Source organism: Levilactobacillus muriae, assembly GCF_045862015.1.
Lineage (GTDB): Bacteria > Bacillota > Bacilli > Lactobacillales > Lactobacillaceae > Levilactobacillus > Levilactobacillus muriae.
The window spans coordinates 105605-120743 of the sequence record NZ_BAAFRU010000002.1; the positions used below are offsets into that span (position 1 = coordinate 105605).

Sequence of the window (15139 nt, forward strand, 5' to 3'; positions counted from 1 at the left end):
CTTGAAACAAGGATTTAAAAAAGGTGGCTGGGTTAGTTCTAGTTCGAATATTCGTCCAGATTACTATAAGCAGAATGGCAAAGACTTATTTGATCACTTCACTGAAATGTTCCCAGAGGAAGGGTTCCGTGACTTCATGCGGGGCAACGTCTTTAAGTACCTGATGCGTTATCCAGATAAGAATGGCGTGGAAGATTTGCTAAAGACTCAGACGTACTTGAATCGGCTGATTAAGTTTGAGGAGGAGAAAAATGAAGACTAGTGAACTTAAAAATGCATTGAGAAATATGGGAATTATGGAGCAAATCCGTAAACGTCAAAACGAATTATGGATTAACGCTTATGATCCTTTTGGTAATTTCCTTGCAAGCACCTCGGTAGGTACTAGTGGAAGAATCGAAACGTATTCGTCTATCTTGGGCATACCGTTAAGTGATCAACGTCAATTGATTGGTTACATGATGGATTATGCTCAGACGCCAATTGAGCAACGCAGCGATGAGAAGCGATGGAATGTTGTGATTGGGCAGGATGGAAATAGGAATGGGCTTACAGTTTGGGCAAAAGGGTCAATGAGACCTTATTACACAAGTAGTACAACTGATATTGCAGAGCTTAGTAACTTCCAAAATGTTTTCACCGATTCCGAATTTAACGAGCTAATCGAGCATCTTAAAAAGTTACCACATGGTGATACCTACGCTAAGATTGCAGAACTGGGAAAGCGGGAGGTTGATGAATAATGGGCTGGATTGAGCTTACTGATCCGTTCGGTACTAGGACTCTCATTCAAGTTAGCCATATAGATTTTGCCATTGATGACGGAAATTCCACGGCGATTGGAATTGGAGATAAAGCAGAAACATTTGAGATTTCATTCACTGACTTTAAATCACTAGTGGAGGCCAATCATCATGTATCAAGTGAAAATATTTGACTGCTACCGCCAGAATTTGGAGAAAGAAATAAACAGATGGTTAAGAGATCATAGGGGCGTTCGCCTTATTGATATTAAGTACCTGTTTGATGAAGGCAATGACTTTTCCATGATTATCTATAAGAATGGTGGGGAGGGATTACATGAAACTGAGTAATAAGTTATTGAAATATTTCCAAGAACAATTGCCAACAAAGGTCTTAGCGATTTATCTATCTGGCAGTCGGCTGAATGATTTGGCTGATGAAAATTCGGACACAGATTATTACGTAGTGACAGAGCCAGAATTTGATAGTCTGATTTTTAATCAACGTAAAGGGAAACAGAACCACGGTGAGATTGATTTCAAGCAGGTCGACCTATTCCAGTTTGTCAATTCAATCTATAAGTCGAATCCTAATGTGCTGGAGTTATTTTACAAGGAACCGCTGTATACCGACGAGCTGTTTACGATGATGGCCGGTTTCCTTCATAAGAATCGTGATGATTTGTTGAAGCTGAACCCCGATCACTGGCAGAAAGCTTGTATGGGCCAGATGAAGCATTCTTACCTGAACATTAAGAAGAATCAAGGCGCTACCGCACAAGGACACATTGGTAAGGACGTTGTTCAGTTTATGAAGTCATTTGTATATTTAGAGGCATCAAAGGAAGAGAATAGTCTTTCTAAAGTGATTGATTTGAACGAAGCTACTGATGGAATGGCACTTGTCATGAAAAAGTCCACAGTCTTGAGTGATGAAGGGAGTGCCAAGATGGTTACATTTCTTGAAGACAGAATGAACGAAGCTCAAGAATTCGTAACAGCTGGTGAGGTTGTGAATTCGGAGCTGTTGGAAATGTTGATGGACGTGACTAAGCGTACCTACACGATGGTTTGCGTTAGTGAACTGAGTGGATTGAAGGTGGTAGAATGATTCGACCACACGATAAGGTCAGTTGGCTAGAAGGTAGCCATCGTTATTGGGGATTCGTTCAAGCAATTATTAACCGGCAGGCATACCTGACGGCGATGATCGAGCACAAGGGTAATCATATTGAATTGCCACTGGAAAGATTGGAAGTGGTCAAGTGAACTCACCGACAGCGTTAAATAAACGTGGTACGAGGGTTCACTTGGACGGCTACACCTTCGACAGTCAGAAGGAAGCTGACTTCTACACGCGATTTGTTCGGGATAGCGGATTGCAATATACAATTCACCCTAAGTATGTGCTAGATCCTTTACAAGAATTACCTCGCGATAAGCGACTGAAGGTTGGCGAAGAGTCTTTTAAACCGGATTTTGTAATCTACAAGAACCATGAAATACTTCATGTTTATGATGTTAAAAATAGTTTTGGAATCTATGGGATACCGAGCGATGTAACCACTAAATTCAAACGGTTCACTCGTAAATATGGGATTCCTGTTGAAGTAGTTGTGGTTAGACGACATGACTTTAAAACAATAGCCTGGGGCATTACTAAGAAACGTAAGCTTACTCATCCACTTGTGTGTACCAATATGCAGTATGACTGGATTGAAGCCACTGGGTTATAAAGGAGCGATTATGATGGGAAACTATATGGTGATTGATAATCGTGATAATTCCGTATGGGGTGAAGGATATGCCACTCAACTGAAAGCTAAAGAAGCCATTTTAGGATATGCGTTGGGTACTGACATCGATTATTTACAGGTAGTCAATTCTAGTTGGTGGATGGGATGCCATTAGGAGGTAGTCACAATTGAACTTAGATCAGCAAAAGTACCGGCGGTTCGTTCTCCTTAAATTTGAAGAGCATCACTATGACTTAACGGCTACATTGGGTTGGTGCCAACGTAACCCACTAAAGATTAGTGATCCAGAGCGTAAGGCGATTCACCGGTTAACGATTCGTCAGAAGAACGAAGTACTACAGGAACTCATTGAGATGGCTTTAGCCAAAGGAGAAGATTAAGTATGGCAGAAGAAATTAAGGACAACAGCATTACGGTAAAGGGTAGCGTTTTGAACTCAACTGAAAAGACCGTCAACAAGGGGCAAGTGATTGAACTCAAGGTGCGGATTCCGGCGGAACAATTTGACGGTAAGCGTGACGCATTTGCTAGCGTACTTGAAGGCCACTCAATCATCACCTTCATGCCAAATCAGACGGAGTTAGATACTGACGATGAGGACACCGGTGAAACTGACGGCCAGACTGACTTGGGCGTTGAATAGTGACGGAGTTTGAGAAGGTAACTAAGGAATTAATTGAATGGTCAGTTGGCAAAGGATTCTATCCAATTGAAATGATTATGGAAATTTCCACTGCATCTTTATCTGATGATACTTGGAAGATTTATAATTCTTGGACCGAGAATGAAGAAGCTGCATTTCTGATTTACTTCGGTAGTGAATGCATGAAGCGATTGAAACGAATGGAGGAGAACTAAATGTTTGTGGCTTTCGTAATCTATAACTTAGATGATGATTATGACTTAGATATGATTGGTTGTTCTGACACGTCTCAAGGTGCCGTTGACTTATTGAAGAAACGTGCATGTATTGAAGAAGACGAATTCAATGATGATTGGGTTAGTGATAAGACAGCCGATTATAAGATTACCACTGACGAAGGTAGAGAATACGGATATGAACACATTTCGTATGTGAAGTCTAAATAAATTTCTGCACGAAAAAAGCGTCCCATTGCTGGCACGTCGACTGGTCTAATTAACTTAGCAACTAATTATACCATGAGGTGACGGAGTTGGGACGCAAGGATAAGAGTAGATATGAATGGCTTCAAGAGTATCTTGACTTGGAAGAGTGCTGCCGTTATCTGCGGTGGCAAATCAGAAAGGTTAAGCGTGAAGAACAGCGTTGGGAAGATGGTGATTTATCCCACCTGAGAATCAATGGTAAGTCGCGTGGTGCTCACGTCCTAGACCAGCTTCCACCTTTGCAGGCTGAACTAGATGACTGTGAGAGCGACCGACAGGAGCTATTAGCACTGGTTGATTCCTTCCATGGATATGAGCATGAGTTCCTAAAGCTTCACTATATTGAGGGTATGACGCTTGATGATATAGCTGATGATCCAGATTTCCCATACGGGATTGATTGGATTCGTCACAAGTCGGCAGAACTTCACCACATGCTGGACTTCTTAGACCAGTGGGAGAGTCACAAGCATAGCTTTGAGAATCGGTACGATGTGGAAATTGGCGATTGTATACCGTTGTTCGACTGAAAGTGTATTTTGTGTGTACACTCTGAATGCATGGGTTTCTAGGTTTCGTGGGATTATATTAGTAGTATCGAAAGAGCAAAAGTATTGCGGTGGTGCAGTGGGTAACACAATTTGGCTTAAATCCTTCTAATCCTTTCAGACTTAGGTCAATCTGCAAGCTGTGAGGTTCGATTCCTCACCCGCAATGTTGCTGTACCTGGTGACTACAGCAAGACTTGATGTTGACTTGTTTCTTCCTTTCACGTACCGTCTCTGGTGATTGATTGTGAGTTCGATTCTCACGGGCGGTATTGCCATGTTGGCAAAGTACACTCCTAAATTAGCCCTGGCGGTGACGTCAGGGCTTTGCTATGCAATCAAATTATGAGGTGAATTAAATGAATCCTATCTGTAGAGACTATCAACGTGTTGCACGTGATTATGAAAAGCTATATCACGAACTTGAAAAACGCGTTAATCGAATCGTGAAGCATGATGTTAAGAAGCAGCCACATATCCGGATTGACTTTGACGCTGTCAGTGAGGTTCCCAAGGTATATGTTGATGGAGTTGACGTAACTGACGTCAGTACTGGTGGCGGATTAGTTGCGTTACATTTGGACTGGATTACCAATACTGAGCAAGAGAACCGTAAACATTTCCTATTGACGACGCTTAACCGCAAGACACATGAATATGAAACCATTGGCAATGATAGTGGTGAAGGAGCTGCTGATTACGTCACGAAGGATTAAGCGTGGGCTAAACTATTTGAATCCGCCAAAAGTTGTAAGAATATACGGAAACGAAAAGGTAGTTGAAACATTAGGAAACAGTTCGGACGTTCAGACTGCGCATGCATACATGTGTGGAGGATTAGGAGATGGACGCTGTGCCACGTGTACGAAGATGCAGACAACCAGGTTGTCATACAATGGTGACGTTTCCTGACCACTATTGCCAAGCTCACTACGAGTATGAAGCTGAGTACCTGGAAAGCCGACAGCGTTGGGCACGAAGCCATGACAAGCAGTACGAACACAAGTACAACACCGTTACACGGTATCGTAATGATGATAAGCGAGAGCAATACAGCTTCTACAGAACACGGCAATGGTCGCGACTCCGGGAACAAATCCTAGAGCGTGACCATTTTCTTTGTGCTTATTGTCAGGCACGTGGGGTAATCACCCCAGCGAAGACAGTAGATCACATTGTACCTATTGAGTACGATGGCGAGTTGCGTGCTGACGTGGACAATTTAGCTGTTATCTGTGGGAAGTGCCACAGGGTTAAGACTGATTGGGAACGGCAATACTACGGGACCGGTCAGGGTAATGAGCTCAAGCAAGTACCAGAGATTCGTGATGTGGATGCAGTTAATGTATTGATGAATAGGAGCGATGAACATGGAACACACCAAAGCTGATTATGAACGGATTGCAAACGAAGTATTAGCAGTTTTAATGAGCCCTGATAAGTTTAAATCTACGAATGAAACTATCAGCGATCCTAATGCAATTGGGCTTAGATACATTGCCAAGCTAATCAGAGATAAGGCACCAGAACTGTTAGATGACATTTATGAGAGGTATTTATTTAAAGGATATTCAGAATTAGAAGTTGCTGGGAAAGTTGCTAGATATGTGTATCAACGTGCAGATATTAAGACCAGTCACGGAGATGAAAACGGCAAGACCGTGTACACAGTGGCTGTGCCAGCGATTATGGACAGAAATAGCCTATAAATAAATGTTTTAGAAAATACTGTATGGACTGAGAGGCTATATAAGCAATCGTGAGAGCTTTTAGCAGTGACCCGACTAATTACACGCGATGACAATATAAATTCAACCCCCGCCCCCCTAGCAGGCCACAGAAGAGCGCACACACTACCATCACTTTGTGACGCAAGCTGTTTTTGAATGCTTTCGGGTAAGGGGGCTGAGGCAAACCAGAAGGGAGGTGTGCAAGTGGTCAAAAAGCAGTTTAAAGACGCCAATGGAGGCCGTTTAGCAAGCACACCTCCTAAGTACCTAGGCACACAGGCAAAAGCCGTGTGGCGGAAAGTAGTGCCCTTTTTAGAGCAAGAATCTTCGGTTAAGCGAATTGACTTTGCGTTGGTCGAAATGTACGCCACACAGTATGAGATTTACAGAAATGCCTACGACCATATTCTAGAGAATGGTGAAGTTCAGCCAATTTACAAAAGCATTCAAAATGCGGCTGGAAAGGTGATAGCTCACGACTTTGTAGGATATAAGCGTAACCCAATGACACAAATTTATGATTCGGCAGTACGTAACCTGACGAAGATTGGTTCTGAACTAGGACTATCGCCTAAATCACGGAGCGAATTGTTAAAGATAGTTGTTCCTGATAACTCAAAAAATGGTAAGAGCGCTGCTGAACAAATGAAGGAATTTCTAGGATAGGAGGTGACTGACCACGAAGATTGATTTAACACAGACTCATGACGTGCTGGGAGCTTATCGGTCAATTGACTGGTCGGCCATCCGAACTCAGTACACGGACGCGGGTACACAATATGCATTCGATGTACTGGACCAGAAAGTTACAGCCGGGTACTTGATTCAACTGGCGGCTTTTCGCCACTTGCGGGATCTACAACGGCAGGGTAGCCCAGATTTTCCATTCCACTACTCCTTTAAGAAAGCTAATCAAATACTAAAGTTTGCTGCTATTTGTCCAAATGTTGATGACGGCGAGCCCACTAAACTTATGCCGTGGGAAGAATTCATCATGACCCAATTAATGGGTTGGAGGAACGAGGAAAGTGGCAAACGGTTCACTCGCGCTATTGTTTCCGTTGCCCGTGGACAAGGCAAGACGTACTTAATGGCAATCATTGTTGCGTACAGCTTCTTAGTCGAATCGATTGGTTTGTCTAATCAAGATTATTTAGTCAGTTCCATCAACTTTAAGCAGACCAGTAAAATCCTTGGGTATATCAAGTCAATGCTGGCTCAGATTGCTACCATCGAACCTTTTAAGTCATTCATGAAAGAGAATGGACTGGATAATCGGACACTCGCGTCACAGGCTGACACAGTTGCTATGAGTAAGACTAATAACAAATTACGGGCCATTAGCCATGAAGCTGGACAGTATGATAGCTTCCATTTCACAACTGCTGTGTTTGATGAAATTGGTGAAGTTAAGATACGTCAGAAAATTTCTAAGATTATTTCTGGACAAGTTAAGGTCGCAAACAAGCAATTCGTTGAGATTTCAACGGCTTATCCTGATCCAACCGTTCCATTCCACGAAGATGAAAAGATGATTCAGCAAGCTATGGAGCAGGACTATTTGCGCGAAGCTGATACGTTCTTAGGACTTATCTGGTGTCAGGATAGCTTAGATGAGACTTACAAGCCTGAAAAGTGGGTTAAGAGTAATCCACTTCTTGACTTGGATAGCCAACATAAAGTTCTCATGGATGGACTACTTGATAAGCGAGACTCTGATGCTCTTTCAGGAACACTGGGAGACTTCCAGAATAAGAATCTGAATATGTGGCTACAGCAGTCAGCTAATAGTTACCTCAAGCTAGCCGATGTCAATAGGCCAATTATCTCAAGCTTTAATGCTGACGGACGGCGAGCCTATCTGGGTTTTGATTATTCGATGTTTAGTGATAATACGGCGCTTGGCTTTATCTTCCCATATACAGATAAGGGCGGTAAGCATAAGTGGCACTTGTATCAGCATTCCTTCATTCCTTGGGAAAAGGCGGGCTCAATTGAGGCCAAAGAGAAGCAGGACGGCATTGCCTACCGCGAACTGGTCAAGAGGGGATTCTGTACGATTACTAGCCATCCACAAGGATTGATTAACATGGACCAGGTTTACCAGTGGTTGAGAGCATACGTTGACCGACATAATTTGCAAGTTGTTTTCTTTGGATATGACGCCTGGAATGCTACCACAATGATTAAGCAACTGGAGCTCAATTCAGGGTGGCCGCTTGAAGCCATTCGGCAGCGAACTAGTGAGCTTAAAGACCCAACGAAGTGGCTACAAACTGGTTTCGTTGAAGGGTCATTCACTCGCTTGGACGACAAGATTATGGAAAAAGCGCTATTGAACGCTGAGACAAAGCAAGACAGCATTGGTATCCAGGTTGATAAGGCACAAGCAACTCTGAAAATTGACGTGGTCGATGCCCTGATTGATGCTGGATTCCAAGGAATGTATGACTTTGAAGACTTTTCTGATGTAAATAATCCTGATAAGCAAGTAGATCGCATGACTGATGAGCAGGTACTCAATTGGTTCAATGACCCTAAATCAGGACTACTAGGAGGTGACGACAACGATATTTAAACGGATTTTATCAGGATTTTGGAACTACTTTGACGTGATTTGCTTCGTAATTGCCCTAGGTTTAGGCGATTATGGAGCTTTTTTGATGGGTAAAGCATGGGGGGTGTTCGCTCTAGCATTGACAGCAGCAGTTATTGGCTGGCTGTCCGAGGTAATCGCCGCCAATAACCAGAAAGGGGGTGATTAACGATGCCATTCTTTGAACCACCAACTAGAGTTAAGAACTCGCTGACAGTTGGCAAACAATCAATTGGCCTTTCCGACCCGGACATTATTAATTTCATGAATCCGGGGAAGGCTGGAAAGTATATCAGTGCAGAGACGGCATTACAGAATTCAGACATTTATTCGGCAGTAAATCAGCTGTCTAGTGACCTGTCAACCGTAGTTTTGAAGTCAAGTATGCCGCGTACTCAGGGGATGCTAGACCATCCAAGTTCGACCAGTAATCGTCACGCGTTTTGGCAGAGCATGTATGCTCAGTTGCTACTAGGCGGCGAAGCATTTGCTTACCGCTGGCGTAATCGAAATGGGATTGACCAGCGATGGGAATACTTACGGCCTAGCCAGGTCACCACGTATCTGTTAGATGATGGCACAGGGCTTACCTATACGGTCACGTTTGATGAGCCTGATCTGGGAGTGCTTCAATACGTGCCACAAGGTGACATGATCCACTTGCGGTTGCTCAGCCAGAACGGAGGTATGACAGGTGTTAGCCCACTGGCCGCATTATCTGATGAACTCAACATCAAAGACACGTCTAATAGCTTGACACTGTCAGCTTTGAAGCGGTCTATCAGCTCCCCTGGTGTGCTTTCGATTCAACACGGTGGATTGCTTGATGGTAAGCAAAAGGCTGCACGTAGTCGCCAATTTATGCGTCAGGTCAGTGCCTCCGATAGTGGTCCGGTAGTTCTTGACCAACTAGAAGAGTACAAGCCTTTAGAGATGAAGGCCAATGTGGCTCAGCTGCTTAGTCAGACTGATTGGACTAGCCGCCAGATTGCCAAGGTATTTGGAATCCCAGACAGCTATTTGAACGGTCAGGGTGACCAGCAAAGTAGCATTGTCCAAATTAAGGGGATGTACGCCAATGCTCTTAACCGCTACATGCAGTCAATCGTGAGCGAGCTGGACAACAAGCTGAATGCTCATATTACGGCCAACATTCGGCCAGCAATTGACCCGCTTGGTGACGCCTTTGCCACCACACTATCAGGACTGGCTAAGGACGGTACACTAGCAAACAACCAGGCTACGTGGGTACTACAGCAGTCAGGCTACTTCCCAGAAGATATGCCAGAAGCTCAACAGTCGCAGGCTAATCTCAACGATACTGATTCAAACTCAACGAAAGGGGGTGAAGATAACGAAGACAATTAACATCAAGGGTGCCATTTACGACAACGATACCGCTGGATTCTATGAATTTTTCGGAATGAAGGTAATCTCACCATCTGCTGTGGATGAGGTTCTTAACGATGGAACCGATGATGATGTGACCGTTAATGTAGCATCTAATGGTGGTGACGTGTTCGCCGCTAGCGAGATTTATTCGATGCTGAAATCCTACAAGGGTACTGTGAACGTAAATATTCAGGGGCTGGCGGCAAGCGCTGCTAGTGTAATTGCAATGGCTGGTGACAAGGTCAGCATTGCGCCTACAGCCCAGATTATGATCCACAAAGCTTGGTCAGGTACACAGGGTAACTCTGATGACTTGGCTCACGAATCGGGGGTACTAGACAAGATTGACAGCTCCATTGCGGCGGCTTATGAAGCCAAAACAGGGATGGCTCAATCTGATGTCTTAAATCTTATGAGTAATGAGACCTGGATGGGAGCACAAGATGCCGTTGACAAGGGATTCGCCGACGAAATCATGTTCGTCAACGACGACGTGCCACAAGTAGTTAATAGCAGTTCACCAATGCTGCCTAAGTCTGCGGTTAACAAGCTGTTGAACCTGATTAGTAAGGCGAGTGGAGTTAATCCACAAACCAAGCCACACGAAAATGAAAATAGTCAGCCTACGGATTCTTTGAAATCACGTAAGCTGGCTATTTTAATGGGCAAAAATTAAAGGAGGCCAATTATGGCTGTAGGGAATACGAATATTAATAAGTTAAATGATGCTTGGATTGCTCAAGGGCAACATGTGTCAGACTTGAATGATAAATTAAACGTCGCAGTGCTGGACGATAATTTCGATGCAGACAAGTTTAAGAATATGAAGGCAGAACGTGATAGTGCGGTTGTACGGCGTGATGCACTTCATGACCAATTGGATGAAGAACGCCGCGCTCAAGCCGTGCTCAACATGGGAGACAGTGGCAAGAAGCCTTTGACCAAGGGTGAGATTTCTGCTAAGGATAAGTTTGTACAAGACTTTAAGGCGATGATGATGGGTGATCCAACCATTATGAACCAGGTTACGTCTTCTAAGGATGAATCTGGCAATGCCATTGGGCTGACCATTCCAGAAGATATCCAAACGGCTATCAACAAGTTAGTTCGTCAGTTTGATTCTTTACAACAGTATGTAAAGGTTGTTCCAACTTCTGTCCCAAGTGGGTCAATGGTCTACGAGAAGTTTACTGATGTGACTCCATTGAAAGACCTTGATGACGAAACGGCAAAGATTGACGATAACGATGATCCTAAGTTGACCTTGATTAAGTGGTTAATCCATCGTTATGCTGGCATTTCAACTGTAACTAACACCTTGCTTAAGGACACAGCTGAAAATATTTTGGCATGGCTTTCTGATTGGATTGCAAAAAAGGTAGTTGTAACGCGCAATTTGAAGATTGTAGATGCTATGAATGCTGCGCCTAAGAAACCAACGATTGCGAAATTTAACGATATTATCCATATGATTAATACGGCTGTTGATCCAGCTATCAAGAAGACTTCTTTCTTAATGACGAACACTTCTGGTCTGGACTTACTGTCACAAGTTACGGATGCTACTGGCAAGTATTTATTACAGCCAGACCCAACGCAACCAGACCGTTATGTTATTAAAGGAAAGCGAGTTGTAGAAATCGCTGATAAGTATTTACCAAACGGTGGTACGACTGCTACCCCAGCTTATCCACTTTATTTCGGTGACTTGAAGCAGGCTGTGACACTGTTTGACCGGGAAAACATGTCATTACTGACGACCAACATTGGTGGCGGTGCATTTGAGACTGACCAAACTAAGATTCGTGTCATTGATCGGTTTGATGTGGAATCTACTGACGCTGATGCGTTTGTAGCAGGTTCATTTACAGCTATCGCTAACCAGCCAGCAATGATTGCATCTTCTGCAACTGCTGACACGGCTACTAAGTAGGTGATCTAATTGGCTAAACGATTTGATGTGTATGATTCAAATGGCAAGGCCGTACTGACCAACGTCGCTAGTCCTATCATAATTCCTGACTTGACTCCAAACACGACGTACACAGGTTACAAGGTAGCTCCAACCGGGACTACCGAGATGCACTCAGTTGATGACATTGTGACTGCTGATGAGCCTGCTAACGCGCCAACACTGGCCGTGACAGCTGGTAACGGGCAAGTTAGCTATACAATCACGCCGGGGGACGATGCTGGGTCAGCGGTTACCAGCTACCGTATGTACTACGCCAGTGCTACTGATACAGATATGGTTGCAATTGAATTAGGCGACCAGTTAACAGGCACTGTGAATGACTTGGCGAATGGTGTGCAGTACACGTTTGAAGCAGCGTCAGTTAACAATGCTGGCGAGTCGGACCGGTCAGCTGATGTGACGATTACACCGGTTGACCCCAATGCACCAGCAACATCTACTGATAATTCTGGCGTAGAAAGCGAGTAGGAGGTGTCTGATGGTCACTTTAGATCGTTTGAAAAATTCATTGCGGATTGACAGTACGGCTGATGATGACATGCTGAATGGCTATCTTAAAGCCGCGCAAAGCTATATCCAGAATGCAATTGGCACTGACGTTGCTGAGTTCTATACTGGCCCATCAGTGACTGACCTGTACGATGTGGCAGTAATGGCACTAGCAAGTTCTTACTACAACGTTCGTAGCTCGTTGGTGTCAACAACTACGATTAGTGTTAATCTCCCTGTAAACTCCATTATCGGACAGCTACGGGGGCTATACGCTAAGCAAGAGGAGGCACAAAATGGCGAAAGCAATTAATCCAGCTCGCATGACTTTTCGGCTAGACTTCGGTACATGGGTAGATGGTCCAAGCAATCCCAACACCGGTGAGTCAACATCAGTGTTTGGCAAGCAATTTAGCTGTTGGGCTGGCCAGTGGTCACTTAATATCGGTCAGCAATTGACGATGGCAGGTGCAGGAATCACTAACGCGGCTGTCTTTTTTATTCGCCATAACGAGGCGGTGAAGGAGTCAATGCTGGTTAAACGTGGTGACCAGGTCTACCAGGTTGTCAACGTCGCGGCTGATGATGGCTCACAGACGAATGGCTTTGACCTGATTACCTGCCAGAAGGTGACTAAGCATGGCTAATCGAATTGAGAATGAGGCCAGATTTGATAGACTGCTGGATAACCTAGCCGATGGTTTTGGACGCGATGAACGATTCAAAGCTAACGAGGCTGGCGCTAAGCAGTTTGAGAAGGTTATGAAGCCAAAGGTCCCATATCGGTATGCCTTGCGCAAAGGTGAGCCTGTCCACTTGCGAGATTCATTAATTACTGTCGAGAACGCAAATGGATCAATAGTGGTCGGATTTACCAAGAAAGGCATGAAAGGCTATATTGGCCGAATTCTCAATGATGGTTGGCAGCCTAAAGCACCTTACGGTCGAAGCAAGAAGTCAAACTATGACCAGGTAACTGGCAAGCACTTCTGGGAACAGTCTCAGCGAGAGGCTAAAAGCCAGGTTGCTAAAGCTGTCTATGGCTCTCTCAAGCAATCAATGGATAAGAAGGTGGGTAAATGACATTAGCTGCTGACGTTCGCAGCGTACTCGTTGAGCAAATCGAAAAATTAGATGGGGTCGCCGCTGTGAATATTCACACCTACACGATTCCGCCGACTGACAAGACAGACGACAAGCCTGTCTTTTTAATTACAGAAATTGCTAATGACGAGTCTGGATACGGAAATAACAATCCAACTAATCTGGCTCAGAAGCCGCAGATTCAGATTTACTATCCAAAGGATTATTCACTAAGCATGGATAGCTTGGAAAACAATTTAAAGAGACTCATGAGAATAGCCGGATATTACTGCTTTAGTGACACCGGTCACTTTATGAGCCCGGATGACCAGCAAACTATGGTCACGATGAAGTTTAATCATAGCAAAGGAGAGATTTAAATGGCAGATCCTGTATTAAAAGCAAAAGATGGTGGCTACATTGGTGTTGACAGTGCCCGCCTGGCATTGATCGATGCTACTACTGGCAAGGCACGGACTGGGGATGAAGGAATTCCTGGTGCAGACGCTAACGGAATCTACACTGTGTCTACCAAGATTGATGGTGGTGTTGCAACGGCTAACCTCAGTGGGCTGGCACCATCTGTAACACGGGTTTGGGGGAATAACTCTGTTGCCGATATTTCTGTAGGTAAGGCACAGCCAAGCGTTGCGTTCACTGCTAACTTCCTGAATCACTTGGTACTGGCAGCAGTATTAGGCCGTGAAGGTGATGGTAAGGGCGGATTCGATTTGGAAGGCCACCCAGTAGATTTGGCAATGGAACTTATTTCAAACACAGTTGCAGGTGGTGGGGTCCACTTCGGATTTTACGATGGGTACATGACGGCTGGTGACATTGCGCTGGCTACCAACAATGAAAATGAAACCCGTGTTAACGATGCCCTCACTTTCACGCCATTTGCTAATGACGATAACAAAGTTGGTCGGATTTACTACGATGGTGATACCGGATTTGAGCAGAGTGTCATTGATCAAGAACTGTTTGGCGTCGTAGCCTCTGGCACGCCGTCTGTCTAAAGAGAATAGAACTTTGTCGCCTATTAAATTCACAATACCTGATGGGGCGGCTTTTTAGCATAGAAAGGAATGTTAAGTCATGGCAGATTATATAGAATTCAAAGCACCAGAAATCGGCGTTAATCGCGTTAAGAAAATCAAGCCAACAAATAAGATTATTCGGAAAGTTTTAGTGCTTCAATTAACTCAATCGAAGTCATTCAGCATGAAAGACGATCCAGAGACTACCGAAGAAATGCAGACTTATGTTGATGGAACAATCAAGCTTATTGATGAAACAGAGGACTTCTTAGCCACTACTTTATCCTTGAATAAGAAGCAAAAGGACTCGTTGGAGGACTTAACACAAGAAGAATTGGGTGATCTTTCGGGACGTTTGCAATTTGCATTAATGCACGTTGACGAAGATGTTCCAGATACTGACGGAGAGGACGAACCTAACCCAAAATAAGACTCCGTAAACGAATCAAAAGCCTGGAAGACCAGATTGAAAATTTCGATTACTATGCTCAAACACTGTTGGTTGAAAAAGGTATGGCTCCGGCTGATTTCGACAATACGGACTACTACAGAATGCAACAAATTCTTCAAGCTAGAAGTCCAAAGGAACGCCCTGAGGACCCAATGGAGATGCTTAAGCGTATCGGATTGGCACCAGATAAAATGTAAGGAAGGAGGA

General features: G+C 44.2%; 30 protein-coding genes. All 30 read left to right on the forward strand.

Going from position 1 to position 15139, the window contains the following annotated elements:
• The first annotated feature begins 1 nt into the window (after window position 1).
• The 30 genes from ACKTSF_RS01555 (at window position 2) to ACKTSF_RS01700 (ending at window position 15129) form a co-directional block, all read left to right on the forward strand.
• Window positions 2-262, forward strand: a complete 261-nt coding sequence (locus ACKTSF_RS01555; RefSeq protein ID WP_407885994.1) for a DUF3310 domain-containing protein — start codon at window positions 2-4, stop codon at window positions 260-262.
• Window positions 252-743, forward strand: a complete 492-nt coding sequence (locus ACKTSF_RS01560; RefSeq protein ID WP_407885996.1) for a hypothetical protein — start codon at window positions 252-254, stop codon at window positions 741-743. The genes ACKTSF_RS01555 and ACKTSF_RS01560 overlap by 11 nt, the downstream gene beginning before the upstream one ends.
• A complete protein-coding gene (locus ACKTSF_RS01565) occupies window positions 743-937 on the forward strand; it encodes a hypothetical protein (RefSeq protein ID WP_407885998.1) in 195 nt (64 codons plus the stop codon). The genes ACKTSF_RS01560 and ACKTSF_RS01565 overlap by 1 nt, the downstream gene beginning before the upstream one ends.
• Complete coding sequence (locus ACKTSF_RS01570; RefSeq protein WP_407886000.1) at window positions 915-1094, forward strand: sporulation protein Cse60; 180 nt, start codon at window positions 915-917, stop codon at window positions 1092-1094. Before ACKTSF_RS01565 ends, ACKTSF_RS01570 begins: the two co-directional genes overlap by 23 nt.
• Entirely contained in the window at window positions 1081-1854 is a 774-nt protein-coding gene (locus ACKTSF_RS01575; protein WP_407886002.1) for a nucleotidyltransferase domain-containing protein, read from the forward strand. The genes ACKTSF_RS01570 and ACKTSF_RS01575 overlap by 14 nt, the downstream gene beginning before the upstream one ends.
• Window positions 1851-2012: a hypothetical protein gene (locus ACKTSF_RS01580; RefSeq protein ID WP_407886004.1), complete on the forward strand. Its 162-nt coding sequence runs from the start codon at window positions 1851-1853 to the stop codon at window positions 2010-2012. Before ACKTSF_RS01575 ends, ACKTSF_RS01580 begins: the two co-directional genes overlap by 4 nt.
• Before the next feature lie 41 nt (window positions 2013-2053).
• Complete coding sequence (locus tag ACKTSF_RS01585; protein ID WP_407886006.1) at window positions 2054-2479, forward strand: DUF1064 domain-containing protein; 426 nt, start codon at window positions 2054-2056, stop codon at window positions 2477-2479.
• Between the two features lie 13 nt (window positions 2480-2492).
• Window positions 2493-2654, forward strand: coding sequence for a hypothetical protein (locus ACKTSF_RS01590; protein ID WP_407886008.1), 162 nt, complete (start codon window positions 2493-2495; stop codon window positions 2652-2654).
• A gap of 13 nt (window positions 2655-2667) precedes the next feature.
• The gene (locus ACKTSF_RS01595; RefSeq protein WP_407886010.1) at window positions 2668-2880 is read left to right on the forward strand and encodes a hypothetical protein; all 213 of its coding nucleotides are present in this window, start codon (window positions 2668-2670) and stop codon (window positions 2878-2880) included.
• 2 nt (window positions 2881-2882) lie between these two features.
• Window positions 2883-3143, forward strand: coding sequence for a hypothetical protein (locus tag ACKTSF_RS01600; protein ID WP_407886011.1), 261 nt, complete (start codon window positions 2883-2885; stop codon window positions 3141-3143).
• Window positions 3143-3358 (forward strand): hypothetical protein, encoded by a 216-nt coding sequence (locus ACKTSF_RS01605; RefSeq protein ID WP_407886013.1) that lies wholly within the window; start codon window positions 3143-3145, stop codon window positions 3356-3358. Before ACKTSF_RS01600 ends, ACKTSF_RS01605 begins: the two co-directional genes overlap by 1 nt.
• The gene (locus tag ACKTSF_RS01610) at window positions 3359-3589 is read left to right on the forward strand and encodes a hypothetical protein (RefSeq protein WP_407886015.1); all 231 of its coding nucleotides are present in this window, start codon (window positions 3359-3361) and stop codon (window positions 3587-3589) included.
• An 86-nt stretch (window positions 3590-3675) separates the two neighbouring features.
• The gene (locus ACKTSF_RS01615; protein WP_407886017.1) at window positions 3676-4158 is read left to right on the forward strand and encodes a sigma-70 family RNA polymerase sigma factor; all 483 of its coding nucleotides are present in this window, start codon (window positions 3676-3678) and stop codon (window positions 4156-4158) included.
• Window positions 4159-4535: 377 nt separating this feature from the next.
• Entirely contained in the window at window positions 4536-4892 is a 357-nt protein-coding gene (locus ACKTSF_RS01620; protein ID WP_407886019.1) for a hypothetical protein, read from the forward strand.
• Window positions 4893-5029: 137 nt separating this feature from the next.
• Window positions 5030-5566 (forward strand): HNH endonuclease, encoded by a 537-nt coding sequence (locus ACKTSF_RS01625; RefSeq protein ID WP_491062230.1) that lies wholly within the window; start codon window positions 5030-5032, stop codon window positions 5564-5566.
• On the forward strand, window positions 5547-5885 hold the full coding sequence (locus tag ACKTSF_RS01630; RefSeq protein ID WP_407886023.1) for a hypothetical protein: 339 nt from the start codon (window positions 5547-5549) through the stop codon (window positions 5883-5885). The genes ACKTSF_RS01625 and ACKTSF_RS01630 overlap by 20 nt, the downstream gene beginning before the upstream one ends.
• Before the next feature lie 177 nt (window positions 5886-6062).
• Window positions 6063-6572: a phage terminase small subunit P27 family gene (locus tag ACKTSF_RS01635; RefSeq protein WP_407886024.1), complete on the forward strand. Its 510-nt coding sequence runs from the start codon at window positions 6063-6065 to the stop codon at window positions 6570-6572.
• Between the two features lie 43 nt (window positions 6573-6615).
• Window positions 6616-8484 carry a terminase large subunit gene (locus tag ACKTSF_RS01640; RefSeq protein WP_407886026.1) on the forward strand — a complete coding sequence of 623 codons (1869 nt, stop codon included), beginning with the start codon at window positions 6616-6618 and terminating at the stop codon, window positions 8482-8484.
• Window positions 8465-8671, forward strand: coding sequence for a DUF1056 family protein (locus tag ACKTSF_RS01645; RefSeq protein WP_260338589.1), 207 nt, complete (start codon window positions 8465-8467; stop codon window positions 8669-8671). Before ACKTSF_RS01640 ends, ACKTSF_RS01645 begins: the two co-directional genes overlap by 20 nt.
• A gap of 2 nt (window positions 8672-8673) precedes the next feature.
• Window positions 8674-9870 (forward strand): phage portal protein, encoded by a 1197-nt coding sequence (locus ACKTSF_RS01650; RefSeq protein ID WP_407886029.1) that lies wholly within the window; start codon window positions 8674-8676, stop codon window positions 9868-9870.
• Window positions 9848-10570, forward strand: a complete 723-nt coding sequence (locus tag ACKTSF_RS01655; RefSeq protein ID WP_407886031.1) for a head maturation protease, ClpP-related — start codon at window positions 9848-9850, stop codon at window positions 10568-10570. Before ACKTSF_RS01650 ends, ACKTSF_RS01655 begins: the two co-directional genes overlap by 23 nt.
• Window positions 10571-10582: 12 nt before the next feature.
• On the forward strand, window positions 10583-11827 hold the full coding sequence (locus ACKTSF_RS01660; RefSeq protein ID WP_407886032.1) for a phage major capsid protein: 1245 nt from the start codon (window positions 10583-10585) through the stop codon (window positions 11825-11827).
• Window positions 11828-11836: 9 nt separating this feature from the next.
• On the forward strand, window positions 11837-12337 hold the full coding sequence (locus ACKTSF_RS01665; RefSeq protein ID WP_407886034.1) for a fibronectin type III domain-containing protein: 501 nt from the start codon (window positions 11837-11839) through the stop codon (window positions 12335-12337).
• 10 nt (window positions 12338-12347) lie between these two features.
• On the forward strand, window positions 12348-12671 hold the full coding sequence (locus ACKTSF_RS01670) for a head-tail connector protein (RefSeq protein WP_407886036.1): 324 nt from the start codon (window positions 12348-12350) through the stop codon (window positions 12669-12671).
• Window positions 12655-13005: a phage head closure protein gene (locus ACKTSF_RS01675; RefSeq protein WP_407886038.1), complete on the forward strand. Its 351-nt coding sequence runs from the start codon at window positions 12655-12657 to the stop codon at window positions 13003-13005. Before ACKTSF_RS01670 ends, ACKTSF_RS01675 begins: the two co-directional genes overlap by 17 nt.
• Entirely contained in the window at window positions 12998-13441 is a 444-nt protein-coding gene (locus ACKTSF_RS01680; RefSeq protein ID WP_407886040.1) for a phospholipase D-like domain-containing protein, read from the forward strand. The genes ACKTSF_RS01675 and ACKTSF_RS01680 overlap by 8 nt, the downstream gene beginning before the upstream one ends.
• On the forward strand, window positions 13438-13821 hold the full coding sequence (locus ACKTSF_RS01685; protein ID WP_407886042.1) for a DUF806 family protein: 384 nt from the start codon (window positions 13438-13440) through the stop codon (window positions 13819-13821). The genes ACKTSF_RS01680 and ACKTSF_RS01685 overlap by 4 nt, the downstream gene beginning before the upstream one ends.
• Window positions 13822-14460 (forward strand): phage tail protein, encoded by a 639-nt coding sequence (locus tag ACKTSF_RS01690; RefSeq protein WP_407886044.1) that lies wholly within the window; start codon window positions 13822-13824, stop codon window positions 14458-14460.
• A gap of 79 nt (window positions 14461-14539) precedes the next feature.
• Window positions 14540-14911, forward strand: coding sequence for a phage tail tube assembly chaperone (locus tag ACKTSF_RS01695; protein ID WP_407886046.1), 372 nt, complete (start codon window positions 14540-14542; stop codon window positions 14909-14911).
• Between the two features lie 68 nt (window positions 14912-14979).
• The gene (locus ACKTSF_RS01700) at window positions 14980-15129 is read left to right on the forward strand and encodes a hypothetical protein (protein WP_407886048.1); all 150 of its coding nucleotides are present in this window, start codon (window positions 14980-14982) and stop codon (window positions 15127-15129) included.
• Window positions 15130-15139: the final 10 nt, after the last annotated feature.

What these genes read in the sequence shown, in the direction of transcription:
- ACKTSF_RS01690 (WP_407886044.1), top strand. Translation starts at nt 13,822, where the DNA reads ATGGCAGATCCTGTATTAAAAGCAAAAGATGGTGGCTACATTGGTGTT.
- ACKTSF_RS01675 (WP_407886038.1), top strand. Translation starts at nt 12,655, where the DNA reads ATGGCGAAAGCAATTAATCCAGCTCGCATGACTTTTCGGCTAGACTTC.
- ACKTSF_RS01570 (WP_407886000.1), top strand. Translation starts at nt 915, where the DNA reads ATGTATCAAGTGAAAATATTTGACTGCTACCGCCAGAATTTGGAGAAA.
- ACKTSF_RS01560 (WP_407885996.1), top strand. Translation starts at nt 252, where the DNA reads ATGAAGACTAGTGAACTTAAAAATGCATTGAGAAATATGGGAATTATG.
- ACKTSF_RS01565 (WP_407885998.1), top strand. Translation starts at nt 743, where the DNA reads ATGGGCTGGATTGAGCTTACTGATCCGTTCGGTACTAGGACTCTCATT.
- ACKTSF_RS01670 (WP_407886036.1), top strand. Translation starts at nt 12,348, where the DNA reads ATGGTCACTTTAGATCGTTTGAAAAATTCATTGCGGATTGACAGTACG.
- ACKTSF_RS01650 (WP_407886029.1), top strand. Translation starts at nt 8,674, where the DNA reads ATGCCATTCTTTGAACCACCAACTAGAGTTAAGAACTCGCTGACAGTT.
- ACKTSF_RS01575 (WP_407886002.1), top strand. Translation starts at nt 1,081, where the DNA reads ATGAAACTGAGTAATAAGTTATTGAAATATTTCCAAGAACAATTGCCA.
- ACKTSF_RS01630 (WP_407886023.1), top strand. Translation starts at nt 5,547, where the DNA reads ATGGAACACACCAAAGCTGATTATGAACGGATTGCAAACGAAGTATTA.
- ACKTSF_RS01610 (WP_407886015.1), top strand. Translation starts at nt 3,359, where the DNA reads ATGTTTGTGGCTTTCGTAATCTATAACTTAGATGATGATTATGACTTA.
- ACKTSF_RS01635 (WP_407886024.1), top strand. Translation starts at nt 6,063, where the DNA reads ATGCTTTCGGGTAAGGGGGCTGAGGCAAACCAGAAGGGAGGTGTGCAA.
- ACKTSF_RS01660 (WP_407886032.1), top strand. Translation starts at nt 10,583, where the DNA reads ATGGCTGTAGGGAATACGAATATTAATAAGTTAAATGATGCTTGGATT.
- ACKTSF_RS01600 (WP_407886011.1), top strand. Translation starts at nt 2,883, where the DNA reads ATGGCAGAAGAAATTAAGGACAACAGCATTACGGTAAAGGGTAGCGTT.
- ACKTSF_RS01680 (WP_407886040.1), top strand. Translation starts at nt 12,998, where the DNA reads ATGGCTAATCGAATTGAGAATGAGGCCAGATTTGATAGACTGCTGGAT.
- ACKTSF_RS01695 (WP_407886046.1), top strand. Translation starts at nt 14,540, where the DNA reads ATGGCAGATTATATAGAATTCAAAGCACCAGAAATCGGCGTTAATCGC.
- ACKTSF_RS01620 (WP_407886019.1), top strand. Translation starts at nt 4,536, where the DNA reads ATGAATCCTATCTGTAGAGACTATCAACGTGTTGCACGTGATTATGAA.
- ACKTSF_RS01580 (WP_407886004.1), top strand. Translation starts at nt 1,851, where the DNA reads ATGATTCGACCACACGATAAGGTCAGTTGGCTAGAAGGTAGCCATCGT.
- ACKTSF_RS01685 (WP_407886042.1), top strand. Translation starts at nt 13,438, where the DNA reads ATGACATTAGCTGCTGACGTTCGCAGCGTACTCGTTGAGCAAATCGAA.
- ACKTSF_RS01590 (WP_407886008.1), top strand. Translation starts at nt 2,493, where the DNA reads ATGGGAAACTATATGGTGATTGATAATCGTGATAATTCCGTATGGGGT.